Genomic DNA, 22,939 nt, shown 5'->3' with positions numbered 1-22,939 from the left:
AATATAATTAATACTAACATTAAATATTTTCATTTACCTCCCCCTCAATAATATTAATCATTTAGGAAGATGAGATTACTTTTTAAGTTACTTCATTGGCAAACCAAAGCATACTTCGCGCACTCTTGCAGACGAATACTTTGACAGCACAACTTCTGCTTGGCGCGCGTAGCTGCGCCTTGTTTGCCCGAAGGGCAACAAGAAAAAATCCTCCACATACCGCTTCCGGGCCGTGGAGGATTTACATTATTTATTTCTATATCTAATTGCCAGCCCTTTCAGAAACTTTCTTACATACCGATCGCCGCACTCTTTATAATTACGCTGTCCTTCTCTGCGTAATACTGCACTCAATTCACTGTTTGACAGATTGACTCCGGCATCTTTTAATATCTCAAGCATATCCTCACCGGTAAGAGCCAGTGCTATTTTTACTTTCTTCAGGAAGACATTATTTACGGCTTTATTATCTTTGATCATAAAAGCTTGTTTCTCGGACTGACCAGGCTTTGCTTCTTGCTTTCCTCTTTTGAAAATAATCAAACCATTTAAGAAAGACTCAAACATATAGTTATCACATTTCTTCATATCATCGTCAGCGGCAAGTTGACCCTCTTGATCAATATTCCCATTATTTTCAGGCTTCGCTAACATTCTTTGCAGTTCTTCCTTCGTTACCGTGATTCCGCCCAGCTTAAAAATTTCCATCATATCTGTATCTTTGATATCCAAAGCATATCTTAATCTTATCAATATATCATTGTTATCCATACAATCACTCCTTATAAGTTATATTTTCAAATATCAGGTAATCATGGTACCACTTAATTAAATTTTTCCACTGCCTTGGTCACTTTCAATAGCTTACCATTAATTTTTGTATTTTTCATCGCCTCCAGTACCAACGGGCCTTTACCGTTCAGTATTTCTACATAGGTAAGAGTATCTTGAATGGCTATTATTCCAATGTCTTCAGGCCTGACACCTTCCAGATTGGATATGACTCCGACAAAATTGGCCGCTCTGAGCTTCTTTTTTTTCCCGCCTCCAAAGCGTAGTCTCATTATCTCTTTGTTCAATTGATCACTCTTCATTTTTTTAATCTGAGGAGCCGTATTTATTTTTTCGTCGAAAAAAGGTTTCTGTATGAACACTTCCCCTTTGGATGGTTTCGTTATTTCCTGAATTTTAAATCCAATCAATTTTTCAATATTATGCAAGTATCTAGTCTGTGCAGGAACCACGAAGGAAAGGGCTTTTCCTTTTTGCCCTGCACGCCCTGTTCTTCCCGTACGATGGACATAATTTTCCTCATCCAAAGGGATGTCATAATTAATAACCAGAGAAATGTTCTCTACATCTATACCTCTTGCTGCTACATCTGTGGCTATCAAATAACGGCACTCTCCCCTTTTAAACCGCATCATTGCAGATAATCGATCGCTCTGTTCCATGCCTCCATGCATTTTATTACAAGGATAGCCTAAATCATCCAGACGATCACATACCATGTCCACCCGGTCCTTCGTACTGCAAAAGATAATACAGCTATCCGGTTTTTCAATAATCATAACATCGGTAAGCAGTTCAAATTTATCTTCTTCCCCAGTAATATAAAGAAAATGTTCAATATCAGCAGGCATGATACCCGTCTCGCTGACATCTATATTGACAGGAGTTCTCATATAATTTGATGCTATGTCTTTTACTTCATCGGGCATAGTAGCAGAAAACAACATTGTCATCCTCTCCTCAGACAGCTCTTTTATAATTGCTTCTACCTGTTCCATAAATCCCATATCCAGCATTCTATCAGCTTCATCAATAACCAAGCAGTTAATCTTACTTAAATTTAATGTGCCTTTGTTTATATGGTCCATGATGCGCCCCGGTGTACCGGCAACTACATGTGTTTTCTGCTTCAGTTCCGCTTTCTCAATGGAAAATTGGTGTCTGCCATAGACTGCCGCCGCCTTTATCCGTTTAAATCTGCCTATATTGGTAAAGTCTTCTTTTATTTGAATGGCAAGTTCTCTTGTCGGTGCCAAAATAAGCGCTTGTGGTTTGTTTTCAAGCCATTCTACTGATTCACATATCGGGATAGCATATGCGGCAGTTTTGCCGCTGCCTGTCCGTGCCTTGACGATAAGATCATTTTTCTCTAAAGCATATGGAATGACTCTGGCCTGAACCTCCGTAGGTATATCATATTCCAGACCATTAAGCGCCTTTATGATATCCTCACTGAGCATATAATTATGAAAACTTCCAATATCCATTTCTGAACCTCACATTCTAATCAAAACCTCTATTATTACAGTAAATATAATTATCAATAAGGTTCGTATTAACCCATTTTACATGGGTATACCTCTCAATGCAATAAAAACCGTTTTATCAACTCTCCTTTATTATACTATAGGCTCGATTTTTTATCGTTTATTATGCGTTTGCTATTATGAAATGCATTTGGTATTATATGATTTATAGGAATCACAAAAATGGATACGCAAAAAGGCGGAAGCAGGAATGGATAATCAAGAAAAAAAGCATACACGGCGTCCCAGATATAAGGGTACTCATCCAAAAGCTTTTAAAGATAAATATAAGGAATTGAACCCGGAGTTATATGCAAATGCTGTGGAAAAGGTCATTCAGAAAGGCAATACTCCCGCCGGAATGCATCGTTCCATTTGTGTGAAGGAAATATTAGACTTCTTACAAATTACTCCCGGACAAACGGGGTTAGATGCGACCTTAGGTTATGGCGGTCATACTTTAGAGATGCTTAAGTGTTTAAATTCAAAGGGGCACTTGTATGCCACTGATGTAGATTCTATCGAGCTGCCGCGTACAAGGGAGCGTTTAGAACGATTAGGTTACGGCCCGGAAATCTTAACGGTCAGGCAAACTAACTTTTCCAATATAGATCAAATTACCTCCGAATCGGGACCACTTAATTTTATATTGGCGGATTTGGGTGTCTCCTCCATGCAAATAGATAATCCGGAAAGAGGATTTTCCTATAAGACCGAGGGGCCTTTAGACTTACGCCTTAATCCTTCGAAAGGTATCAGTGCGGCGGATCGTCTCAGAACTATTTCACAAGAAGAATTACGCGGTATGTTGTCGGAAAATGCGGACGAACCTCATTCCGCAGAAATCGCTCATGCTGTTATTTCTGCAATCAAAAAAGGTGCAGATATAACAACGACGAGTCAGCTCCGGCAAGTGATCAAAGATGCTTTGAACTTTATTCCGGAGAAAGATAGAGATAATGAAATTAAGAAATCCTGTCAAAGATGCTTTCAAGCGCTGCGTATTGATGTCAATAATGAATTTGAAGCATTATATGAATTCTTGGAAAAGCTTCCCGCTGCATTGGCTGAGGGCGGGCGTGTCGCTATCCTTACTTTTCATTCAGGAGAAGACCGTCTCGTTAAAAAATCCTTCCAGCGCTTCTACCGCGAAGGCATCTATAAAGAAATAGCTCCTGAGGCTATCCGGCCGTCAGCGGCCGAATGCGGTTCCAATAGCCGTGCCAGGAGTGCAAAATTACGTTGGGCTGTAAAAGCTTAACAGATACAGGCTCATCTGTTTTCTTAATTATATTATCAGTCATAACATTTCAGTTGAGCATTCTGACAAATCTGCGGTAACGATACTTTAATTATTCAACTATCTTCGAATGATTTTGAAATGAAGAAGCTTCCACTCTTTCGTACCGTTCTGTTCTATATGCTTTAAATCTGCTAATAATATCAGGGCTGTTATCAAAAAAGTCTATTAAGCTTTCTATGCAAGCTGTAGTTTCATTACTTAATGTATGCTCTATCTTTTCGGTTTCCTCCAGTATCATAGAAGAATCCACACCGATGATCCGCATGAAATTTTCAATAATCATATGGCGCTTTATGAGCCAGTCTCCAATCTCCTTACCTTTTTCCTCAAGGAAAAGCACGCTGTATTTTTCATATTTAATATATCCCATCTCAGAAAGACGCTGAACCATTTTTGTTGCGGACGAGGGCTGTATATTGAGAGCCTGCGACAACTCATTAATTCTCGTAAACCCGTTTTTAGCTGAAAGACGGCTGATCATTTCGATATAGTCTTCCATGGACGCAGTCAGGGAACTGTCGTCTTTTTTCATATATTCATTGAAAGTATGAAAATCACTGCTCTTCATGCGCCACCTGCCCAGGTACTTTTATATAAGTCTATTCACCTAAATTTTAAACATTCCCAATGTAACACTTTTGGCCTGAACCTCATAATTTGTATTATGAAAAAAATATTAGCCCCGGCTAATATAAACTGATGTAAGTCAGAAAGGTAATCGTGTTATGCAAATTAAGGAATCTGCCTTAGACATGGATTTAGAATTTACATGCCCCCGTACAATCATGCAAAATAAGCCGGTTGAAGCATCTCCTAAAAACAAAGCGTTGAAGTTTATGAGATTCTTAGGTCCTGCTTTTGTTGTGAGCGTCGCATACATCGATCCCGGAAACTTTGCGACCAATATAAGCGGCGGCTCCAAATTCAACTATGCGTTGATATGGGTGATTTTGTGGAGCAACCTAATGGCAATTTTTTTGCAGACAATGTCGGCAAAGCTTGGCATTGCCACAGGTCACAGCTTACCTGAGATGTGTGCAAAGGTGTTTTCCAAAAAAGTAAACTGGTTTTTCTGGGTTGTCGCCGAAATCGGGGCAATGGCAACCGACCTTGCCGAATTCCTGGGCGGAACGCTGGGCCTTTACCTGCTGTTTCATATTCCGATGCTTTATGCCGGGTTGCTAACCGGTCTTTTGACTTTTATGATCTGTTACATAGAGAAATACGGGCAAAAATATGTGGAAGTGATAATTACGATTCTTATCGCCATAATCAGCGGCGCATATTTGATGGAGTTATTTCTTGCAAAACCAGACTGGGCTCAGGTGGGAATCCATACGCTGATACCCTCCCTTCCAAACGGAGAAGCCGTTACGATTGCTGTAGGAATGTTGGGAGCAACGGTTATGCCTCATGTTATTTATCTGCATTCGCAGCTGGTTCAATACAGATGTGAGGACACTTCCGACGAGGGGAAACTTCATCATTTAAAAATGGAAAAAATCGATATTATAATTGCCATGAATATCGCATTTTTTGTCAATGCCGCGATGTTAGTCGTATCCGCCGCCGTATTCTTCAGAAACGGCATGGTGGTGGATACTATGGAACAAGCGCATCAATCGTTACAGCCGCTTTTGGGCTCACTTTCAAGCGGTGCCTTCGGAATCGCTCTGCTCGCATCCGGATTATCTTCCTCCGCCGTGGGGACAATGGCGGGGCAGACAATTATGAAGGGGTTTGTAAATATAAGTATTCCCGTTAACTTAAGAAGGCTGATCACTATGCTGCCTGCTCTCATTATCATCGCACTCGGCATCAATCCTCTGGACGCACTGGTGTTGAGTCAGGTCGCACTCAGCTTCATACTTCCTCTGCCTATTATCCAAATGTTAGTCATAGCCGGGAAAAAACAATTGATGGGCAATTTCGCTAACAAGATATGGGTTCAGATCGTGGGGATGGCAATTGCAAGCGTAATCATCGTCCTCAATGCCGTGCTGCTGTATCTGACTTTTACCGGGCAGGCTTGATATTTCACACTCTCAACAGTATAAACTAAGAGGGTGCCCCTCAAGTCATTTCATGACTTTTGAAACACCCTCTTGTGCATGCTCACTGCTGTTTGATAATATATCACTTTCTATAATTTGTGCCACTTTTTCCGGCTCTTCAAACATAGGGCTGTGGGCTGAATTTTCGAACAGATAGAATCCTTTTACGGGTGCTTTTAACCGCTTTAAGTATCCCTCTGACATTTGGCAATTTACTGTATAATCATATTTTCCCGAAAAAAAGTATGTCGGAACTTCTAAGGCAGTTACTTTATCCCTTAAATCATCGTTCATTTTCAACTGTGGATTCTTATTAAGCAATAGCTTGCCGCGCCATAGATTTATTTTTTCTGTCAGAGTGTATTCCTTATTTTTTAATGAGGTTAAGAATATCCCCTTTATGACCGAATTCATATCATGTGTTGTACCTATGCCGGAGCGATGCATAAAATCATCTCTTATTTTATTATATCCGATTGATGGATAAGAATTTCCTTTTAACTTGTCTACGGCCGCGTTATCACCTGCCTTTGTAAAATAATCCAGCATATATTGATACGCCAGCTCCTCAGACTCATCCTGATCGGTTACCTGCGCAATTGCTATGTAGGCTTTATAAATCCGGGGTGCTTTCTGCACTGCCTGAATACCGAAATAAGTACCCCAGGAATGTGCCATAAGATAGATTTTATCCTGACCAAAACGTTCGCGCAAATAATTTGTCACCGCGATTGTATCGTCGATATACTGTTCAACCGTCAGGGTATTTTTATCCATATTACTGCTATAGGATAATCCTGCGCCCCTCTGGTCCCACCAGACCACCGTAAAGTACTCTTCCAGCCCTGTAGTATAGTCTTCTGTAAGAAAGTACTCCGGCATACCCGGGCCGCCGTGAACAAACAATAAGAGTGGATTGGATATATCCTTGCTCTTGATAATCATCCCCATTTTGACACCATTAATTTCTGTAAAAATCTTTTCTGCCATACTGTTTTTTATTATCTCTCCGTTTATGTCTGTATATTGTCTTATCTTGCCGGGACTCAATATCAATAAAGCTCCTAAGCAAAAAATAATAACGGACCCGGCGGCGCCAGGCAGAATATATATCATCTTCTTAAATCTCTTTCTTATTCCAGATGATATCTTCAATCTTATTCTCCCAGTTTCCGTCATAAGAAACTCCTTTCATTGTCGCAATAGCGGCCAATCCATGAACCGTTGCCCATGCCGAAATAACAGCGTCTTTAATCCTTTCATCGGACAATCCATGCTGCCGCAATATTCGGAAATGCATTTCTTTCAAGAGTTCAAACGGAGGAAAACTGCTCTTTGTATCATCATTCATCGATAAGTTTACACTGATACACGATTGCGAAAACAGGAACTCAAAGTACTGGGGGTTTTTGACAAAAAAGGTAACATAGCTTTTCCCCAGCTTAACCAAGGTATATGGATTTTCCAAATCTTCGCCTTTAACAGAACTGTTCAATTCCTTTGTAAATTGCTCTGTCACATAGCTTTTCATTGCTTCAAGCAGCTCTTCCTTATTGCTGAAATGGCTGTATGGCGCTGCATTGCTTACCCCGCATATGGCTGCGACTTTGCGCAGGGAAAAATGGGTTTCTCCTTCTTTGTTAATAAGTTCGATCCCTGCTTCAATAAGGCAATTTTTTAAATTTCCGTGGTGATATCTTTTTTCAGTCATATTTATCTCCCATCTTTACAATGTAAAGATTTTAGCATTCTATCTTTACATTGTAAAGATAAATATTTAAGTAACTATATCACTCAACAGCTTGTCCCTTAGTTTTATTAACGCACGTACTTTCATCTGATTAACAGCTTGTCTCGATTTATTTATTATTTTTGCAATTTCAACAGCAGTATATCCTTCCACATAAATAAGATAAATAATCTGATATTCACTTTCGTTTAGTATTTGATGAATGCCTGACTCATAGAGAAAATCTATTTTATCTGTTTTGGCCGATACAGTATCAATATAATATAATTGTTCTTCTGATAAATTCGTATGTAGTATTTCCTTTTTAGATCTTATAATTTCGGGAATCTTCTTATTATAAAAATTTCTGACAGAAACATTAATGTAGTTTGTAATGGAACCGTCCTCATTACTCAACAGCTTTTCCAATTCGAGCCCATGCATTAACTGGATGAAGTACAAAACTAAATCCTCATACGCATCTTCATAAACTAACTTTCTCGCATACTTTTGTAACAGCGGTTTGAACTTATTAATTAACTCCATCATTGCCTCGCTATCTGATTCCTGCGCTCTTATTATTAAATCCTTCAACATTTTAAAGCCCTCCTTTTTTTCTAAGGAGGAACTTTTCATTAAAATGTAAACGTAAACTTTTGCCCTCTTCTGTATATTCCTTTTTCCATACAAAAGGACACCAAACTTTTCATTTTAACAACAAAAGTGGTTAAAACAAATTAACCGCTTTTAAAAGACATATCTCGATTTCTTTAAATCGTATTTTTTAGGTTTTCTTGCAACTGCACCAATACATTTCCAATGAACTGCATAAAGATTACCTCTGATTTTCCAACGTTTTGTAAAATGAAAATAAGCTGATTTATAGTAAAAATAAGCTGATTTATAATAAACAGCTTACTTTTAGCAAAATAAAGTATGAAAGAAAAGGTTACTATTAAGCTGAAGGCTGGATAGCAACAATTAAAGTAATAATTAGAAAGATAAATTTGTATATATAATAAAAAAATGCTATACTCGCTATGTATTTTATACGACAAAAAACTTATAGTATAAGGGGAAATTTATATGAAAAAGAAACTTTTATTTTTTCTTTCATTAATAGTCGTTGCTTTTATTTGCTTCGCCGCTATCGCAATGATGAAAGGAATGCATTCTGAAGATGTGATTTTAAACCAGACCAACAATGTTTTTGACGGCACTATCGGCGATATACCTGCCAGGATGATGATTTATAGAGATGGCAGCCGCTTGACCGCTTACTACATTTTTAAAAATGACAATACGGAATATTCTTTAACCGGGTCGTACAACAGAATAACGCGGCATTTCAAATTATCTAACAACGATAAGACAATCTTGCTGAATGGGTCCATTCATCCTAATGCAGAAAGTAAAGACTACTATATTTTGACAGGAAGTTATTATTCTCCAGAAGCAGATACGGAAAGCGGCTTCAACCTGATTCCTGCCTGGGGATTAGACGGAGAAGACAAAGACAGCATTTATCAGTATTTAGGTTATGATACGGCCCAAGTAGACGCCTTTACCGATCATGTCATCGAACTTGTCCGCGCAGACGACAGGGAAGCTTTATCGCAGTTGATGAGCTATCCTTTATCCGTTGTCGTGGAGGGAGAACAGATGCTTCTCAATAATGAACAGGAATTTCTTGCCCAATATGATGATATCATGACCGCCGACTTCAAATCTTCCCTGACGAATTCGTTCACTCGTTATTTGTGGGGGAATTATAACGGCATCCAGCTTGGAGACAACGGAAGAGGTTTTCTGTTTTACAAAGGCTCTGAAGATAAGGATATGAAAATCATTTCAATCAGTAATAACAGTCCGGATTTTTCCTATCCTTCCAATGAAGATAATGGTATTACTCAAGGGTAGTACAAATAATTTCCGGTAGAAGTTTACATTTAGGTCATGCTCTCCTCTTTTATTATTGTAATCGATTACAAAACAAATAATAAAGGAAGAGGAGATAACAAAATGAATGTAAACACTACCGGGAAAGATTTTATTAAGAAGTGGGAAAGCGGCGGCAAAGCAGAGTTAACAGTAAAAGATGATGGATTTGGCAACTTAACCGTCGGATATGGACATAAGGTGGTTACCGCCGATAAATTAAAAGCAGGCGATAAGATTACCCAGACAAAGGCGGATTCCTTTTTTACATCTGATTTAGGCGCTGTAGAAACAGCCATTAACAAGCATCCGAAGGTTGGCAGCATGACACAGGTTATGTATAACGCAACGGCTTCTTTGCTTTACAATGTCGGAACATCCCCGGTTACCACTACTACTAACGACTTATACAAAGCATTGAACAGTGATGCCACTTATAAAAGTCCTATTTCTACAACTGCCAAAGATGCGGTTGTAACTGCTTTTACTTATACGAAAGCAAATGGCAAGAGGGTGGAAGGGCTTGTTAATCGAAGAAATGCAGAATTGAACGTATTTTTGAGCACTACCGACAAGATTTATATTTCCATGACGTAATGATCTATTGATTCATATTGAGAAGTAAAGGAGCTGTTGCAAAATAACTGATCGATCAGTTATGGAGCGATAGCTCCTTTTTTGTGCTCTGAAGTATAAAAAGACGCTATTTAGAAACAACTATTCTAAATATAATCCTCCATAAATTCTAATTGACAATATTTTCCATTATATTGTAGTATTATATTATACAATTGTATAATTTATTTTTTAGATTCTACGGCAGAGTATATGTAATAAAATCAGCCATATATGAAATTTTCGGATTATAGGTGAAATATTGGACATAGACTTTAATAATTAAGCTTAAGCAACAAGATGGATATGGACATGGCAGATTGGAGTTTATTTTGACCATAGACATATTGCGCAGAAAGGAAAATATAGATAATTTTATAATCAGGTGAGAATGTTGAAAAAAAGTGCTTTCAACATCCATGATTTGTATGCACACGAAAGCGAACAGATGGGAGCAAGAATGAAAAAATTGGGAGATGCGGAATTCGAAATAATGGAAGTGCTTTGGAGGCATGATTCTCCACTTACATCAAATGAGATTTTGGATGAAATAATAGAAAAACGTAATTGGAAACTTCCAAGCCTGATGACAGTTTTGTCACGTCTGTCGGAGAAAGGGTTCGTGTACTGCGACAGAAGCACTCGCACGAATTATTATCACTCCCTGATATCAGAGGACGAATATAAGGTAAACCAAAGTGAGAGCTTTTTGGAAAAAATGTATAGCCGTTCCGCACAAAAATTTATAGCCGGATTATATCAGGGAAAAAAGCTGTCACCATACGATATAAAGGAACTTAGAAAGTATTTGGATTCATTGGAAAAGGACGGGGAATAAGAGCATGAATGTATTTTGGGGAGTACTGGAAGCATCTTTAATGGGAACCATAGGTATACTTTTATTCTGTATAATTTCTTTTACCTTGAAGAAAAGATGTCAAATAGAATATAAAAAGATAGTGTGGCTATTGATAGCCTTGCGATTGCTTGTACCAATCCATATCACGCTACTGCCGCTGCCATTGTCAATAGAAGTCCCCAACTATATACTGCGGGGAAGCAGCGAATGGAATAACAGTCAAAAAACAACAGCATCTGCCAAGATACTGGAGCCCATAAATAATAGCGATGCAGTTCAGCACTGGACTACCAACCATCTGGTGTTCTTCATTTGGATAACGGGTTGCTTTATTGCTTGCGCCTATTATTTTGCAGCTTATCTTATCACTTACAAAAAATTGATGTGCCGCAGCACTGAAAACGTTAAACCGCAGATTCGGGAAATATATAGAACTGCTGCCGAAGAGTTGAAAATAAAAAGACTGCCTGAAATACGCATTATGGAAGATACCGACGGAAGCCCTTTTATCATTGGATTACTTAAAAATCGAGTCTTTCTTCCGGATAAAGATTATCTGGAACAAGATTTATATTACATTATCCGGCATGAATTAATTCATTGCATGAATAAGGATTCATGGTTTAAAGTTATTTTATTGCTCGCCAATATAATGCACTGGTTTAATCCCTCGGTATGGATAATGAGGCGGCTTGCAGAACAAGACATGGAATTGATTTGTGACAGCAGGGTACTTGAATTCGCTTCACAGGAAGAGCGTAAGGAATACAGCGAAGTTATACTCTCCCATATACAAGCGGGAAATCGGAGATACTCTGTCCTATCCTCAGGGTATATTCAAAAAACTAATTTTATAAAGCGACGGTTTCAAAATATTTTTAGTACTGAGCAGAAGAAAAAAGAAACATCTACCGTTATTTTAATGATTGCACTTTTGCTTCTATCCGGTGTATTTTTAAGCATCAGAGGGAGTATCGCCATGTATCCCAAGAGCAGGATTCCAATAGAAAGCGGTCTTGAAGTAAAAACAGATGTGGACGGCGACGGAAGTACTGAAAGAGTCTATGTAAAAGATGTAGTGAGCGGTACGGACGCATTCACTCAGGTTGTCGCACAGTTCGACGACGGAGATACTGTATTTATCGATTATCCTGACTACTGGTCTTCCTATATCATATCCGGTGATTTAAGCGAAAGCGGGAAAGCGGATATTGTTCTGGTACGTTATTCCATAGGAAGCACCTTCGGTGCCGCAGAAGTATCGGTCATATATATGGAAGATAGAAGCTTTAAGGAGTATTCCAGCCAGTTTATTAAAAACCCCTCCATCGAGGCTGAGCAGCCGGATAACTTTTCATCGGATAATTGGGCGCTCTCCTGCCTGGGAGCTGCCATAATAGAAAAAGACGGAAAGAACATGCTGCGCCTGATTCTGAATGAAGATATCCAAAATGATGTTGTAAAGTGCATTGACTGCTCATATCGTCAGGATGGCTGGTATATCGAAAGCCTGCAGATAATTTCCAATTATTACTCAGAAAATAAAGAAAAAGAGTTATTAAATCAATAAATTTTTTATCTTAATATGTTTACAACTTTGCATACTTCTCCTCTCTATTTATTGTAGCTGCTACAAGAAAAGAAAAATAGAGAGGAGAAAAACTATGGCATACGGTGATGCATTAAAGAGCACAGATGATTTAAAAGGGAGAGACAGTGTTGATTTATTGGCGAGAATGCTTTATTCTGAAGCCGGATACCGGTTCTACTGCGTGGAAAGATAGCTTGGATATCGCGAAGAACTTATCTTCCAAGACCAATCCGATCGGTACTTGCTTATGGTTCAACACCAACACCTTATATGGCAAGCAATCCAAAACCGAAAAAAATAAAGAATATTACAAATTCGGTTCCGGCGCTTATAATGAGGTAGTTGAAAAGGTTGTCATTGGCGACCATACATTCTTCCGGATTACAGGATATTAAAACATGAGGGAGGGCATCCATTTACAGTTCAATCAACTGATGGGTGCCCTCCGTATTTATTTACTGAAATTTATAAGTTTCCGTTTCCGTATACATTGAAACTTCGCTTCCGCCTACCACCGCGTAATGGGTACAATTAGCACGGTATCCTCTTCCAACGACCGGATTCGTAATATAAAAGCCTCCGAAAAAAGCATCTGTATTTTCGGAATATTCATTTTTTACTGTAATATTACTCCAAAGCAAACCGCTTTTTTGCTGTAAGGTAAAGTTCCGGACTCCTATTTTACTTGCTGTTCCCCTGCATGACGTGGAGTATACTACTAATAGTTTCCCATTACTATTTGATAAACCTATATCGCAGGTTCCTAAGTTAGAGCGCATAAATTTATTTTTCTCTCCATAAAGCTGCTTATATAGAGTTTCTGCCTGTTCAGCAGTCAATGGCTCGATTACCAATTCCTCTTCCTGCTTTTGATTTGCTCCTGCAAAATGAACGGATTCACTAGCAAAAGCCGTTAATGGCGATACTAATATCAACACTAAGCAAACACTTGTTATCCATTTCTTCATTTTCATCAAATTTACCTCATTTCTTCAACAATTTTTTCCAGGGTTTTCTGATCCATATTTGTTTCTACCACATAAATAAATTGTTCGTCTTGATACATGGCCTGAATTGCATCATCCGTCTGATAGAAAGAAACCATATAATCATTGATTTCCTTTTGCTCGATCAAATTATTCATTTTGTCCATAGCACACATCCATTTGCCATTCCCGCTGATATATCTTATAAGAAACCGCACATTGCTATTATCATCCCGGTTATAATACTGCCTGGAAATTCCCACATCTTTTTCTTCCGTTATTTGTATGTGTATTATTTGGGCCTCTAATCCTTCGGGAATAAACTGCGGAATTTTAAAGCCTAATCCGGATATTTTTTGTGCCTCCTCCCATGAAGCAGCCTGTTGGTCCTCTGGCGTTAATGTCTCCTGTATTGCTGAACTGTCGTCGTTCTCCGCTTTTTCACTATTACTTTTTTCAAAGACATCAAAATACATAACATACGCCTTGTCTTTCACAAAGGTAAAAATATCCTTACTGGTTGCTCTGACAGAAATGTAATTTCCCATACAAAGCACGAACACCGCACTTAAAAAGCCTGCTGCCACTTTCCATGTTCTGATTGGTATGGGTTTTTTATCCGGCATCTTTTGGGGTTCCGATATGTTACATTCCGGCAAATACTTTTCAGCGAATTCGTTTTTTGATATATGATCCGAATTATCCGGAACGCCGTCAATCTGATTAAGCAAATCGATAATAGAATCAATTTTTTGTACATCGATATCATCCGGTGATTTATCCATTTCCCGATCAAGGGCTTTTTCTAATTCAGCTTTTAATTTGTCATCCCCACCTGCCTTATTTTGATAATTGGGAGTGATGTTTTTTTCCTCCATTGGTACCTCCTTATCCCTATATTCTTATTAATCAATAAAAGGTAACACTGATTTCAATAAAATATAAGAAATAAATCAACTTTTAAATTGTTCTTTAATTTCTTTATAATTCTGGATAGTTTCATTTTGCTCCCTGCCACCGTCGTTCCAGTCATCTTTGCTAAATCTGAATGCGAATATCCATCAAGATATTTTTTTATTAATAAATCATATTCATCTTCCAATAGTATATCTTTGTATTCTTCATATAGGATATAACCCGATTCACTATTCTTGTCCGGTATATCTTCAATTCTTTCGTCATATGGCATCTCGTTTATATTCAGTTTAAAATGAATGCTATTGAGTTTCTTTATTTTATTTTCTGCTGTCTTATATATCCAGCCAATACTGTTTTCGTGCGTCTTCAAATCATCCATATGCCGGAATGCTTCCAAATATACTTCCTGTAGAACATCGTCTACCAGTGTAGGGTCATTACATCTTCTTCTGATATATTTTCTCAAATTATAAAATGTGGCATCATATATTTCGCAGAAAAATTCTTCCTTCCAATTTGCTTTATTCATACCATTCCCCTATTACATTTATATGTAAGCCCCTTCTTTATTTAATTTTTACTGTCACACCTTCTAGGAAAATCCTGCACTTTCTTGTGGTTTTTCCCCTTTCATGTTCCTTTTTGAATCTTCTTTTAAAAAGATATCGTCCGGCTTGTCCATATGACGCTTTTCCCCCTTTACTGTTTATTCTATGTTGGTTGTACAGTTACATATCGATAGACCCTATAGTTATTATACTATAAAGTAAATGCAATAAGCTAATTTTCTATATCTTCAATAACCCTCCCGATTGTGCTTTTATGAAAACTTTAACGGCCCTGCAATAGCACCTTTTCCTTCTATTCACGCTATTTTACTCTCTGAAAAAGAAGTTTTTTGCTAATGATCATCTCGGACTTTTACCACTTTTAATTCATCGCAAAGTATCTTCTTAGACGGGTAACGGGATGCGCGATAAGTAATAACTGTAAAACATCTTATTATCTGATTCTTTAGAAGAAAAACATAATGAAAGCATTGTTTTTATGTGATAAAATATTACTAATAAATAATTAATTTTGCAGGAGGAACTATCTATGTCGAGACCTACAATTAATTTTGCAGGAGGAACTATCTATGTCGAGACCTACAATTAATTTTGCATCCGTTACTCTGGATTGTCCGAATCAGGAGGCGTTGGCAGATTTCTATACCGAATTATTAGGATGGAACAAACAGCGCTTCGATGAAGAATGGCTTGCTGTTATTTCCCCGGATGAGCATATATGTTTACTGTTTCAAGAGACAGAAGACTATATTCAGCCGGTCTGGCCAAATGAAAAAGGGAAGCAGCAACAAATGACACATTTAGACTTCGCTTCAACGCCAAATGAAAAAGAGGCTGTGAAAAGTCATGCGCTGGCTTGCGGTGCCACTTTGGCATCCGTGCAATATTCTCAGGATTATACGATTTTTATTGACCCGGTGGGGCACCCTTTTTGCATTAGCTTTTTTGGATAAGGATATAAAGGCCTGGATGACAAAAAAAGCGTCGATGTAACGTCCCTATATGAATCTATAAGGTAATTCATCCGCTTATAAAAATCCTCCATATTCTCATTCGAGAGCATGGAGGATTATATTATTATAGGTATTTCGTATATGCGTTACTTTATTTATTGTCTTATTCTTTCTGTAAAAGGGAAATACATTCGCAACACTTTGAGGATATAAAAATTGCTTGTTGAACCTTTTGGGCTCTCACAGAACGACTTTTAATATAGCCGCTGCGAATACAATTCTCAATATATATTCTATTTTCTTCGGCATAATTAATACCTCCATGATTTCAATGCCTCTTCGCGTTTCATATTGGTACTCATATGCCGGGAGACCGGGGAGAATATTGTGAGGCTTAAGTCCGCTTCTATAATTTATATACCCCGCTTTGTAAAGTCTATATGACAGTCAGCAAAGATACATCTTTTTATCGCGCAATACGAAAAATATTGAAATGATCAGATATAGTACAGCAGAATACACCTGATACAAAATATCATCTCCGCAGTAAAAGGCAAGCACGAAATTAATCATATAATGGAAGAATACGAGTACAATAATGTTACGGCACTTTTCATAATAGTACATCATTGTAATTGTAAATCCTATAAGACTGACTATAAATGCAAGAATATATACAACCAGCATCATCCCCGTATAGCCGGATAAAATCCATACCGGTAAGTGCCAGAATGCCCACACAAGTCCTGTAAATATGCAGGATGTAAGAAGCGTATGTTTCTGACGATAGCCAACAAGCAAGAACCCCCTCCATCCGCTTTCTTCACCGGTCGCACCGGTGAACAGGCAGAAAAACGCCGTAGCAAGTATCCCTTCTGCGGGAATACCAAAGGCCTGCATCATTGAAGTATGTGTCTGCAAAGATACAATAAACGCACTTACTACACAAACGCCAACTTCTAATAAAAGAATCCTAAGAATAATTGTCCATTTAATCCGAATACTGAATTCTTTTTTATAAAATTCTTTTCTGGACATCGGGACATTAAGCCTTTTCCAGAAAATCAAAAGAACTATATTCGGCATCCAACAGTATATGACTGTCAGCAACGTCATATAAATACCGTCATCTTCAAGCAGAAATTTCATTCCTAATCCAAGAGCCAAAACTAATGCAAGCAGAAAAAGACTCCAGGAACATGCAAAATTTAATATCACATACTTCTTCGTATTATAATTCATTCGTTAATTCCTTCCATTCCCTTTCAAGTACGGTTTCATTCAGACCAAGTAATTTTGCTGCGGCCATAAATATACTTTGGAGCATGCGAAGCATATCACAATTTTCTTTTCCGATTACTTCTTCATCCATTAAAGTCTGTGCCGCAGATAAAATAATCATTATATTATCTTCCAGTACACCATTTTTCTGCTCATCATAATCATCTCTTAAAATATTCGCAAGTATCGGTGTAAGGATTTTCTGCAAAGCGATTCTGCTTTTATGATGCATAAGCGCATTTGCCGGTTTGTGCATATCCGACATGCCATTAGTTGCCCGGTTGTTCTTTTCCTCAATAAGCCCTGCTGCCTTATTCACTTGTAACAAAGTCATCAGAAATCTTTTTTCATTGCTAAACCCGGTTAGCATAGCTATTTTGCAGCATTCTCTTTCAATTTTTACAGACTTTCGGCTAATAATTTCGTTCAGCACATCTTCCTTTTCCGGAAAATAATAAAAAAAAGTTCCCTTTGCAATCCCTGCTTCCTTTACAATATCGCTGACAGAACAATTCTCGTACCCCTTTTCCATAAAAAAGCGCTCACTAATTTCTACTATCTGCGTTTTTCGCTCTTCGTGTTCTTTTACAATTCTCATATAATCACCATCTCGCGCCACTGACCATCGGTCAGTTAATGGTAATAATATACTAATATGTGAATCAAATGTCAATATTTTTCTTCAAAACAGCACATTATCATTCTTTAACCCCCAAGTCTACGACAGATATCGTAAGGCAATTCCATGTGCTGCCCCTTATTCTTTAGCTTAATGCCTGCGTTACTTCCTCTTCATATTGAAACAACGTACATCCGCCTTTATGGTTCACCGCTTCTGCTGCGCTTATTTCACGCACCCTTTCAAAGAATGGAGATTGAAGCACCGTCAAAAGTGACTGCTCCTTCAGGTTCATCTCCGAATAAGGGGAAAAAGGACAAGGCTCGGCTCCGCCCGTGGCGTTGATGTGAAAGAACCCTCGCCCTGCAGCCAGACACCCGCCCATTGCTTCCTCGTCACCGGGGAAAGACAGGAGAATCATCCCTTTGTTGTTCCCCTTCCCACGCAGTCCGTCAATACGGGCCGCAAGAATACGCAGGTTATCTTCATCCAAAATCAAATGATCCGTATTCTTTTCTACAGGGACATATTCCACATAAAAAACAAGCCCGCATCCGCTTTCCCGCAGGGATTGAACAAAAACCGGTTCCGTCACTCCATTTTGATTTTCGGTTGTTACCGTTATGGAAGCGCCGAACAAGATACCCCGCTCCTCGAGGCTCTTTATGGCCTGCTCGACCCTTTTTGACACACCATTCCCGCGCCGGGTATCCGTTTTTTCAGCATCGCCCTCGATACTGAGTACCGGAATCAGGTTGCGATGCTGATCAAACAAGTTCAGATAATCCTCATTTATCATAGTTCCGTTGGTAAAAACCGGAAAAATGATATTGTCAAACCCGGTTGCGGCTTCAATCACGTCACCGCGTAAAAGTGGTTCTCCGCCTGCGAGCAAAATAAAAGAGATACCAAGGTCCGACGCCTCCTGAAATATCCGCCGCCAATCGTCGGCGGTCAACTGCTCTTGCACCTGTCCATCGCTGCAACTGCCGTTTGCCCGTGCGTAACAGCCTGCACATCTTAAGTTACACTCTGTCGCAATACTGGCAATCAGAAAAGGCGGGATATGAGTTCCGTTCTGCTCTTGCTGTGCTCTTATCTTTGCGCTCCTACGCAAAGAGGATACCGTGTGCAGCATGAAGGACTGGCCCCGGCGATTACCGAGATAAAACCGTCCGGCAGTGTCGGAAATGTTTTTTATTCCATTGTTCATAAAATCATTTAAGTTTAACATGATATGTACTCCTCTTTATTTTCGTTAAATTGCCGTCTATGACTCAAACTACCCGCAAAACTTTCATTCAAATTTATCCTATGAGATTATGATATCATTATATTACAAGATAAGTTTTTTTCAATAACCTTGAAAACCAACTTAGCAGTAAGAAACACATTACTAAAATTCCGTTATTTTTACTTTCACACATGCGGCAGCTTGTCTGACATCACCATAGCGCTTGAGAAAAGATACCGTATTTGCTAAAACAAGCAATTAAAAAAATCCCTGATTTTTTCGCCGATCAAAAAAATAGAGATTTTCTATATAATGACTCAGGTGCACCTCTAAAGTCTCTCTTATCTAATTTCTCTGTTTACAAAACATTAACCGCATATATCTCTCTCGATTTTCCATTCATCCATTTCCTCGCTAATAGGAACAAACCCAAACTTTTCATACATTTTAACCGCTTTGCTATTGCACGCAGCAACCGTCAGAACAATCGGTGTACGGTTCGTTTGCTGAAGCTTCGCTACAATAAAATTCAATAACTTCGTTCCGTAACCTCTGCCCTGTGACTGCGGAGCGATCATCACTCTCTCGATTTCATAAACGTTTTCCTCTTCGTTATGATAAATCCGAATACTTCCGACAAGTTCATCGTTTTCGAACCAAAGATACGTTTCACGTTTCCGGACTTCATCAAGAGGAAAAAACTGACGTACGTTGCTATGCAATTTGTGCAGTAAATCAGCAAAAGTATCGTTTCCAACCTTTTGATATATATCGTAATATTTCTCTTCAAACAAAGTCAACTCAGGCTCTAAATCCGAAATAACAACCCCGCCTCTATACTCCATTTTGGTAAACCAGGCGTAAACCATGCCGTTTTCTTCGTCGATTTGATATGGATAATTCGCTTTCAAACCGTAATCCTCAGCAGTTCTAACGCACGTTTATAAAGCGGATCAAAGTCACAGCCACAGCTTCCGCACTCTTTGTCCGCTTGTTCAACTGCTTTCAACAATTCTGCCGCCGAATTCTCCGATCCATTATCTTCCAGCCATTTTTTCGAAGGCACATCAATCAGGTCCCATTCCGATTCTGCGAATTTTTTTACAATTTCTACCAATTCCGTATTCAACATTTTTCCTTCCTCCGTTTCTATAATGAATTCTAGCTGCCTAACCGTTTTATCAATGTATTAATCCTGTTTGTCTTCGTTTCTTCTTTCTTTGCAATCTCTATGTAATTTATCTGTTCGCGTTTCATATAATCCGGCTGCTTTTGAAACAATTCCAATACACCAGCATCCTTCAGAATATTTTCAATATAAGCCGGAATTACAAATTCCCGTTTTTTCGTGTCCTTTTCTAAAGTTACATGCACGCTGTCTCCAAGATCTTTTCCGACAGCCTGTTTGATAAATTCGTTGTATACTAAATAATGACCGTTTTTTGATGGCAGCAACATATGATCGAACTTATGGCCGTCCACCGTAATACAAACCGGTATATTACCTTTAGAACCAAAATGCTCCAACGTAGAATACGGGAAATAAAATACATTCCATTTAATCTTGCCTTCGAGCCGTTTTATTTCGCTCTCAAATTCAAATTGCATACAATAATTCTCCTATGCCAAAGATTTCAGATAAGCCGGGATAATACCGTTCTTATACAATATTATACTATATAGTACTATACTTCAAGTACGATTTTCAGGAGCAATACCAATAAATGCTACATCTCCGGCTCCATTTCATCCATCCTCTGTTGTTCCACATCTTTCGATGCCTTGTTAAGAGGAAAACGTTAATGTTTTGGTATAAAGCATTGAAACGGCGCATTCTGCCAAACCTGGTGGTCGGTGCGGCTTGCATTATTGACCATTGACAGGCTCTCATAAGTTTTGCCTAGTGGCCAATTTACCGGAATGCCTACATTTTTAAATTTCGAACAGCACGTCTAAAAAACTCCAATTCTTTCTCTCTATCCTGATCATTCATAAAATGATAAGAGACAGCCATTCCATCTTCCATGGTCGAAACGCCTATTATATGTTTTGCATAAGACACAACCGGTGGAATAAACAATCCATTCTTTAAACCATATATTCCATAAGTATTAGGAATATCAAGTTTCGTCAAATTCGTAATTCCAAGTTCTCTCGTTTTCCCTCCTGCATATCCCATGAGCCTCGCAAGTTTCTGCGTTGTTCTATTCTCATAAAGACCATAGGTATATAGTAAAACAGAATCAATCAGACTCGGAGTAAATAATGGTATAAATCGAAGAATAAAGTATTTCATAACCGGTTTCCTCAGTTTATAAAGCACTCTTTTATGAACAATCTGTGCATTTTCATCAAAGGTTATCTTATCAGAAAATAAATGATCCACGCTAATGCCGGTTGCTTGATTTGAAATGGATTTATTCTTATCCATCCTAATATTTACAGCCATCCCTATGGTTTCATTATTCCTGTCTGCTTCCAAAAATGCCGTTGCTATATAACTGTTAACAGAGACTCCTATCTTCTTTGCATAAGCATGAATCCTATTAATTTCCTCCGGTGAGAAACGCTCAAATACAATTTCCGAACTACGTTCCTTCCAATAAACTTCGTGTATCTTATAATAATCATCCCAATGAAAAGTATTACCGGTATATTTCCACTTTTTATTTAAAATATATACATATAGTTTTAAAAGTAAGGGTAATTCAGATTTCTCAGGCATGGATTTATTTGAAATAAGCTGCATGGGCTTATATCCCAACTGCCCACCGGAAAGGGCAGTCATTACATCCTCAATAAAATATGTAACCGCCTTACCGTCACCGGCCAAATGATGCGCCATAATGAGCAAGAAAATATCTTCTTCCGCAACATTCACAAATACTCTCATCAATTCGCCCTGGTCGATGGCAAAGGTCACTTTTTCATTTTCCCTGATAATATTTTTCCAATCGCCCTTAAGAATACTCACCTTACAGCCGCTTTCCGGCATCCGCTCATAATATGCATCACCGTTTTTATCATATACAATTCTGGACATGGTAGCTTCATTTGCAGAAAACACAGTTTTTATTGCAGATACCAATTCGTCCAAATCCGGATTCCCTGTGATTTGCACCAGAAACTGAATATAAATATTTGGCTCCAATAAATCTGTCCGTTCAGAATATATACAATGCTTCATTCTCTCCCACCTATCTAAATATATTCTTTTATTTTATGAACCCATGTATTCATAATCACCTTTTGAGGAAATAACTTTGCCAGCATATGCAAGTATTTCACATAAAGTGTACAAACGGACATATCTTTTCCCCGTTTGGCATCCTTCAGCGCTTTTATGGCAACCCTATCCGGCGCCACAATGCCGGGAAATTTAATATTTTTCCCATTAACTTCTGTCATCAGCAGCTCTGTATCAACCCAACTCGGGCAAACAGCAGTTGATGTAATCCCGGTTCCCCTCAGCTCCACATTTAATGACCTGGAAAAAGTTCTTTCAAAAACTTTTGTAGCTGCATATAGGTTAAGGTAAGGTAACGGCTGAAAAGAGGATGCGGACGAAATGTTCAGTATACGGCTTCCTTCTATCATATAAGGGATGCATACTGTACATAAAACAGCAAGCGCGCAGCAATTGATATTAATTGTATCCGTTATTTCTTCAACGGCAAAATCCTGATATGACCCCATCTTTGCAAGACCGGCATTATTAATCAAATACGCTATGACCGGTTTTTCATTTTCCAGCATTTTTCCTATAGAAAGTAGTTCTTCTGATTTGGATAAGTCCTTTGACACAATAATTATCTTATCCCCTAATTCATTCCTCAATGCTGTAAGCTTCTCTTGATTCCTGGCTATTGCCCAGATTTCATCCACTTCTTCCCGTAGCATCAGCTTCGTAAATTCTCTTCCTATCCCGCCGCTGGCTCCTGTTATAATTGCAATTCTTTTGCCCATACTCTT

The 22,939-nt window shown here is 38.5% G+C and carries 25 protein-coding genes; 8 read left to right on the top strand and 17 right to left on the bottom strand.

The window, feature by feature from the left end; genetic code table 11:
• Positions 1-246: 246 nt before the first annotated feature.
• Positions 247-771, bottom strand: coding sequence for a YehS family protein (locus CC90_RS0117750; protein WP_031392058.1), 525 nt, complete (start codon positions 769-771; stop codon positions 247-249).
• Positions 772-824: 53 nt separating this feature from the next.
• Positions 825-2,279, bottom strand: coding sequence for a DEAD/DEAH box helicase (locus CC90_RS0117745; RefSeq protein ID WP_031392057.1), 1,455 nt, complete (start codon positions 2,277-2,279; stop codon positions 825-827).
• A gap of 250 nt (positions 2,280-2,529) precedes the next feature.
• Here CC90_RS0117745 and rsmH point away from each other — a divergent pair, with 250 nt between their 5' ends.
• Positions 2,530-3,579 (top strand): 16S rRNA (cytosine(1402)-N(4))-methyltransferase RsmH, encoded by a 1,050-nt coding sequence (gene rsmH / locus CC90_RS0117740; RefSeq protein WP_031392056.1) that lies wholly within the window; start codon positions 2,530-2,532, stop codon positions 3,577-3,579.
• 91 nt (positions 3,580-3,670) lie between these two features.
• Here the strand turns inward: rsmH and mntR are convergent, their stop codons facing one another.
• On the bottom strand, positions 3,671-4,189 hold the full coding sequence (gene mntR / locus CC90_RS0117735; protein WP_051869755.1) for a transcriptional regulator MntR: 519 nt from the start codon (positions 4,187-4,189) through the stop codon (positions 3,671-3,673).
• Between the two features lie 184 nt (positions 4,190-4,373).
• Between mntR and CC90_RS0117730 the strand changes: the two genes are divergently transcribed.
• Complete coding sequence (locus CC90_RS0117730; RefSeq protein ID WP_031392054.1) at positions 4,374-5,654, top strand: Nramp family divalent metal transporter; 1,281 nt, start codon at positions 4,374-4,376, stop codon at positions 5,652-5,654.
• A gap of 45 nt (positions 5,655-5,699) precedes the next feature.
• On the opposite strand, the gene CC90_RS0117725 is transcribed toward CC90_RS0117730, so the two are convergent.
• The 3 genes from CC90_RS0117725 to CC90_RS0117715 form a co-directional block, all read right to left on the bottom strand.
• Entirely contained in the window at positions 5,700-6,665 is a 966-nt protein-coding gene (locus CC90_RS0117725; protein WP_242843330.1) for an alpha/beta fold hydrolase, read from the bottom strand.
• Positions 6,666-6,795: 130 nt separating this feature from the next.
• Positions 6,796-7,386, bottom strand: a complete 591-nt coding sequence (locus CC90_RS0117720; protein ID WP_031392052.1) for a TetR/AcrR family transcriptional regulator — start codon at positions 7,384-7,386, stop codon at positions 6,796-6,798.
• A 66-nt stretch (positions 7,387-7,452) separates the two neighbouring features.
• Positions 7,453-8,001 (bottom strand): RNA polymerase sigma factor, encoded by a 549-nt coding sequence (locus CC90_RS0117715; protein ID WP_031392051.1) that lies wholly within the window; start codon positions 7,999-8,001, stop codon positions 7,453-7,455.
• A gap of 489 nt (positions 8,002-8,490) precedes the next feature.
• Here CC90_RS0117715 and CC90_RS0117710 point away from each other — a divergent pair, with 489 nt between their 5' ends.
• The 5 genes from CC90_RS0117710 (at position 8,491) to CC90_RS0117685 (ending at position 12,802) form a co-directional block, all read left to right on the top strand.
• Entirely contained in the window at positions 8,491-9,324 is an 834-nt protein-coding gene (locus CC90_RS0117710) for a hypothetical protein (protein WP_031392050.1), read from the top strand.
• 102 nt (positions 9,325-9,426) lie between these two features.
• Positions 9,427-9,939, top strand: coding sequence for a lysozyme (locus CC90_RS0117705; RefSeq protein ID WP_031392049.1), 513 nt, complete (start codon positions 9,427-9,429; stop codon positions 9,937-9,939).
• A gap of 478 nt (positions 9,940-10,417) precedes the next feature.
• Entirely contained in the window at positions 10,418-10,795 is a 378-nt protein-coding gene (locus CC90_RS0117700) for a BlaI/MecI/CopY family transcriptional regulator (RefSeq protein ID WP_242843329.1), read from the top strand.
• A 4-nt stretch (positions 10,796-10,799) separates the two neighbouring features.
• Positions 10,800-12,386 carry a M56 family metallopeptidase gene (locus CC90_RS0117695; protein WP_031392047.1) on the top strand — a complete coding sequence of 529 codons (1,587 nt, stop codon included), beginning with the start codon at positions 10,800-10,802 and terminating at the stop codon, positions 12,384-12,386.
• Positions 12,387-12,535: 149 nt separating this feature from the next.
• Positions 12,536-12,802 (top strand): hypothetical protein, encoded by a 267-nt coding sequence (locus tag CC90_RS0117685; RefSeq protein WP_132038559.1) that lies wholly within the window; start codon positions 12,536-12,538, stop codon positions 12,800-12,802.
• A gap of 60 nt (positions 12,803-12,862) precedes the next feature.
• Here the strand turns inward: CC90_RS0117685 and CC90_RS0117680 are convergent, their stop codons facing one another.
• The 3 genes from CC90_RS0117680 to CC90_RS0117670 are packed head-to-tail and all read right to left on the bottom strand — an operon-like array spanning position 12,863 to position 14,840.
• A complete protein-coding gene (locus tag CC90_RS0117680) occupies positions 12,863-13,381 on the bottom strand; it encodes a hypothetical protein (protein ID WP_031392045.1) in 519 nt (172 codons plus the stop codon).
• A 5-nt stretch (positions 13,382-13,386) separates the two neighbouring features.
• Positions 13,387-14,271 carry a DUF4367 domain-containing protein gene (locus CC90_RS0117675; protein WP_031392044.1) on the bottom strand — a complete coding sequence of 295 codons (885 nt, stop codon included), beginning with the start codon at positions 14,269-14,271 and terminating at the stop codon, positions 13,387-13,389.
• A gap of 53 nt (positions 14,272-14,324) precedes the next feature.
• On the bottom strand, positions 14,325-14,840 hold the full coding sequence (locus CC90_RS0117670; RefSeq protein ID WP_031392043.1) for an RNA polymerase sigma factor: 516 nt from the start codon (positions 14,838-14,840) through the stop codon (positions 14,325-14,327).
• A gap of 609 nt (positions 14,841-15,449) precedes the next feature.
• Between CC90_RS0117670 and CC90_RS0117660 the strand changes: the two genes are divergently transcribed.
• Positions 15,450-15,833, top strand: a complete 384-nt coding sequence (locus CC90_RS0117660; protein WP_031392042.1) for a VOC family protein — start codon at positions 15,450-15,452, stop codon at positions 15,831-15,833.
• Between the two features lie 447 nt (positions 15,834-16,280).
• Here CC90_RS0117660 and CC90_RS0117650 read toward each other — a convergent pair whose 3' ends face one another.
• From CC90_RS0117650 to CC90_RS0117615, 8 genes are all read right to left on the bottom strand, one after another.
• Complete coding sequence (locus CC90_RS0117650) at positions 16,281-17,075, bottom strand: CPBP family intramembrane glutamic endopeptidase (protein WP_031392041.1); 795 nt, start codon at positions 17,073-17,075, stop codon at positions 16,281-16,283.
• On the bottom strand, positions 17,065-17,712 hold the full coding sequence (locus CC90_RS0117645) for a TetR/AcrR family transcriptional regulator (protein ID WP_031392040.1): 648 nt from the start codon (positions 17,710-17,712) through the stop codon (positions 17,065-17,067). Before CC90_RS0117645 ends, CC90_RS0117650 begins: the two co-directional genes overlap by 11 nt.
• Positions 17,713-17,878: 166 nt before the next feature.
• On the bottom strand, positions 17,879-18,967 hold the full coding sequence (locus CC90_RS0117640) for a radical SAM protein (RefSeq protein ID WP_031392039.1): 1,089 nt from the start codon (positions 18,965-18,967) through the stop codon (positions 17,879-17,881).
• A gap of 368 nt (positions 18,968-19,335) precedes the next feature.
• The gene (locus tag CC90_RS23330) at positions 19,336-19,878 is read right to left on the bottom strand and encodes a GNAT family N-acetyltransferase (protein ID WP_031392038.1); all 543 of its coding nucleotides are present in this window, start codon (positions 19,876-19,878) and stop codon (positions 19,336-19,338) included.
• On the bottom strand, positions 19,875-20,099 hold the full coding sequence (locus CC90_RS0117630) for a hypothetical protein (protein WP_031392037.1): 225 nt from the start codon (positions 20,097-20,099) through the stop codon (positions 19,875-19,877). Before CC90_RS0117630 ends, CC90_RS23330 begins: the two co-directional genes overlap by 4 nt.
• 29 nt (positions 20,100-20,128) lie before the next feature.
• The gene (locus CC90_RS0117625; RefSeq protein ID WP_031392036.1) at positions 20,129-20,575 is read right to left on the bottom strand and encodes a YdeI/OmpD-associated family protein; all 447 of its coding nucleotides are present in this window, start codon (positions 20,573-20,575) and stop codon (positions 20,129-20,131) included.
• Between the two features lie 316 nt (positions 20,576-20,891).
• Positions 20,892-22,154 (bottom strand): hypothetical protein, encoded by a 1,263-nt coding sequence (locus CC90_RS0117620; protein ID WP_031392035.1) that lies wholly within the window; start codon positions 22,152-22,154, stop codon positions 20,892-20,894.
• 14 nt (positions 22,155-22,168) lie between these two features.
• Complete coding sequence (locus tag CC90_RS0117615) at positions 22,169-22,933, bottom strand: SDR family NAD(P)-dependent oxidoreductase (protein WP_031392034.1); 765 nt, start codon at positions 22,931-22,933, stop codon at positions 22,169-22,171.
• Between the last annotated feature and the right edge of the window lie 6 nt (positions 22,934-22,939).

This window comes from Kineothrix alysoides (genome assembly GCF_000732725.1).
GTDB classification, from domain to species: domain Bacteria; phylum Bacillota; class Clostridia; order Lachnospirales; family Lachnospiraceae; genus Kineothrix; species Kineothrix alysoides.
This window is presented reverse-complemented; position numbering and strand designations above follow the sequence as displayed.

Bases quoted from the DNA above. Each gene is read 5' to 3' on its own strand.
- CC90_RS0117725 (WP_242843330.1), bottom strand. From the start codon at position 6,665: ATGGCAGAAAAGATTTTTACAGAAATTAATGGTGTCAAAATGGGGATG.
- mntR (WP_051869755.1), bottom strand. From the start codon at position 4,189: ATGAAGAGCAGTGATTTTCATACTTTCAATGAATATATGAAAAAAGAC.
- CC90_RS0117705 (WP_031392049.1), top strand. From the start codon at position 9,427: ATGAATGTAAACACTACCGGGAAAGATTTTATTAAGAAGTGGGAAAGC.
- CC90_RS0117650 (WP_031392041.1), bottom strand. From the start codon at position 17,075: ATGAATTATAATACGAAGAAGTATGTGATATTAAATTTTGCATGTTCC.
- CC90_RS0117700 (WP_242843329.1), top strand. From the start codon at position 10,418: ATGAAAAAATTGGGAGATGCGGAATTCGAAATAATGGAAGTGCTTTGG.
- CC90_RS0117745 (WP_031392057.1), bottom strand. From the start codon at position 2,279: ATGGATATTGGAAGTTTTCATAATTATATGCTCAGTGAGGATATCATA.
- rsmH (WP_031392056.1), top strand. From the start codon at position 2,530: ATGGATAATCAAGAAAAAAAGCATACACGGCGTCCCAGATATAAGGGT.
- CC90_RS0117675 (WP_031392044.1), bottom strand. From the start codon at position 14,271: ATGGAGGAAAAAAACATCACTCCCAATTATCAAAATAAGGCAGGTGGG.
- CC90_RS0117625 (WP_031392036.1), bottom strand. From the start codon at position 20,575: ATGCAATTTGAATTTGAGAGCGAAATAAAACGGCTCGAAGGCAAGATT.
- CC90_RS0117720 (WP_031392052.1), bottom strand. From the start codon at position 7,386: ATGACTGAAAAAAGATATCACCACGGAAATTTAAAAAATTGCCTTATT.
- CC90_RS0117630 (WP_031392037.1), bottom strand. From the start codon at position 20,099: ATGTTGAATACGGAATTGGTAGAAATTGTAAAAAAATTCGCAGAATCG.
- CC90_RS0117695 (WP_031392047.1), top strand. From the start codon at position 10,800: ATGAATGTATTTTGGGGAGTACTGGAAGCATCTTTAATGGGAACCATA.
- CC90_RS0117680 (WP_031392045.1), bottom strand. From the start codon at position 13,381: ATGAAAATGAAGAAATGGATAACAAGTGTTTGCTTAGTGTTGATATTA.
- CC90_RS0117710 (WP_031392050.1), top strand. From the start codon at position 8,491: ATGAAAAAGAAACTTTTATTTTTTCTTTCATTAATAGTCGTTGCTTTT.
- CC90_RS0117615 (WP_031392034.1), bottom strand. From the start codon at position 22,933: ATGGGCAAAAGAATTGCAATTATAACAGGAGCCAGCGGCGGGATAGGA.
- CC90_RS0117670 (WP_031392043.1), bottom strand. From the start codon at position 14,840: ATGAATAAAGCAAATTGGAAGGAAGAATTTTTCTGCGAAATATATGAT.
- CC90_RS0117750 (WP_031392058.1), bottom strand. From the start codon at position 771: ATGGATAACAATGATATATTGATAAGATTAAGATATGCTTTGGATATC.
- CC90_RS0117645 (WP_031392040.1), bottom strand. From the start codon at position 17,712: ATGAGAATTGTAAAAGAACACGAAGAGCGAAAAACGCAGATAGTAGAA.
- CC90_RS0117730 (WP_031392054.1), top strand. From the start codon at position 4,374: ATGGATTTAGAATTTACATGCCCCCGTACAATCATGCAAAATAAGCCG.
- CC90_RS0117660 (WP_031392042.1), top strand. From the start codon at position 15,450: ATGTCGAGACCTACAATTAATTTTGCATCCGTTACTCTGGATTGTCCG.
- CC90_RS0117640 (WP_031392039.1), bottom strand. From the start codon at position 18,967: ATGTTAAACTTAAATGATTTTATGAACAATGGAATAAAAAACATTTCC.
- CC90_RS0117715 (WP_031392051.1), bottom strand. From the start codon at position 8,001: ATGTTGAAGGATTTAATAATAAGAGCGCAGGAATCAGATAGCGAGGCA.
- CC90_RS0117620 (WP_031392035.1), bottom strand. From the start codon at position 22,154: ATGAAGCATTGTATATATTCTGAACGGACAGATTTATTGGAGCCAAAT.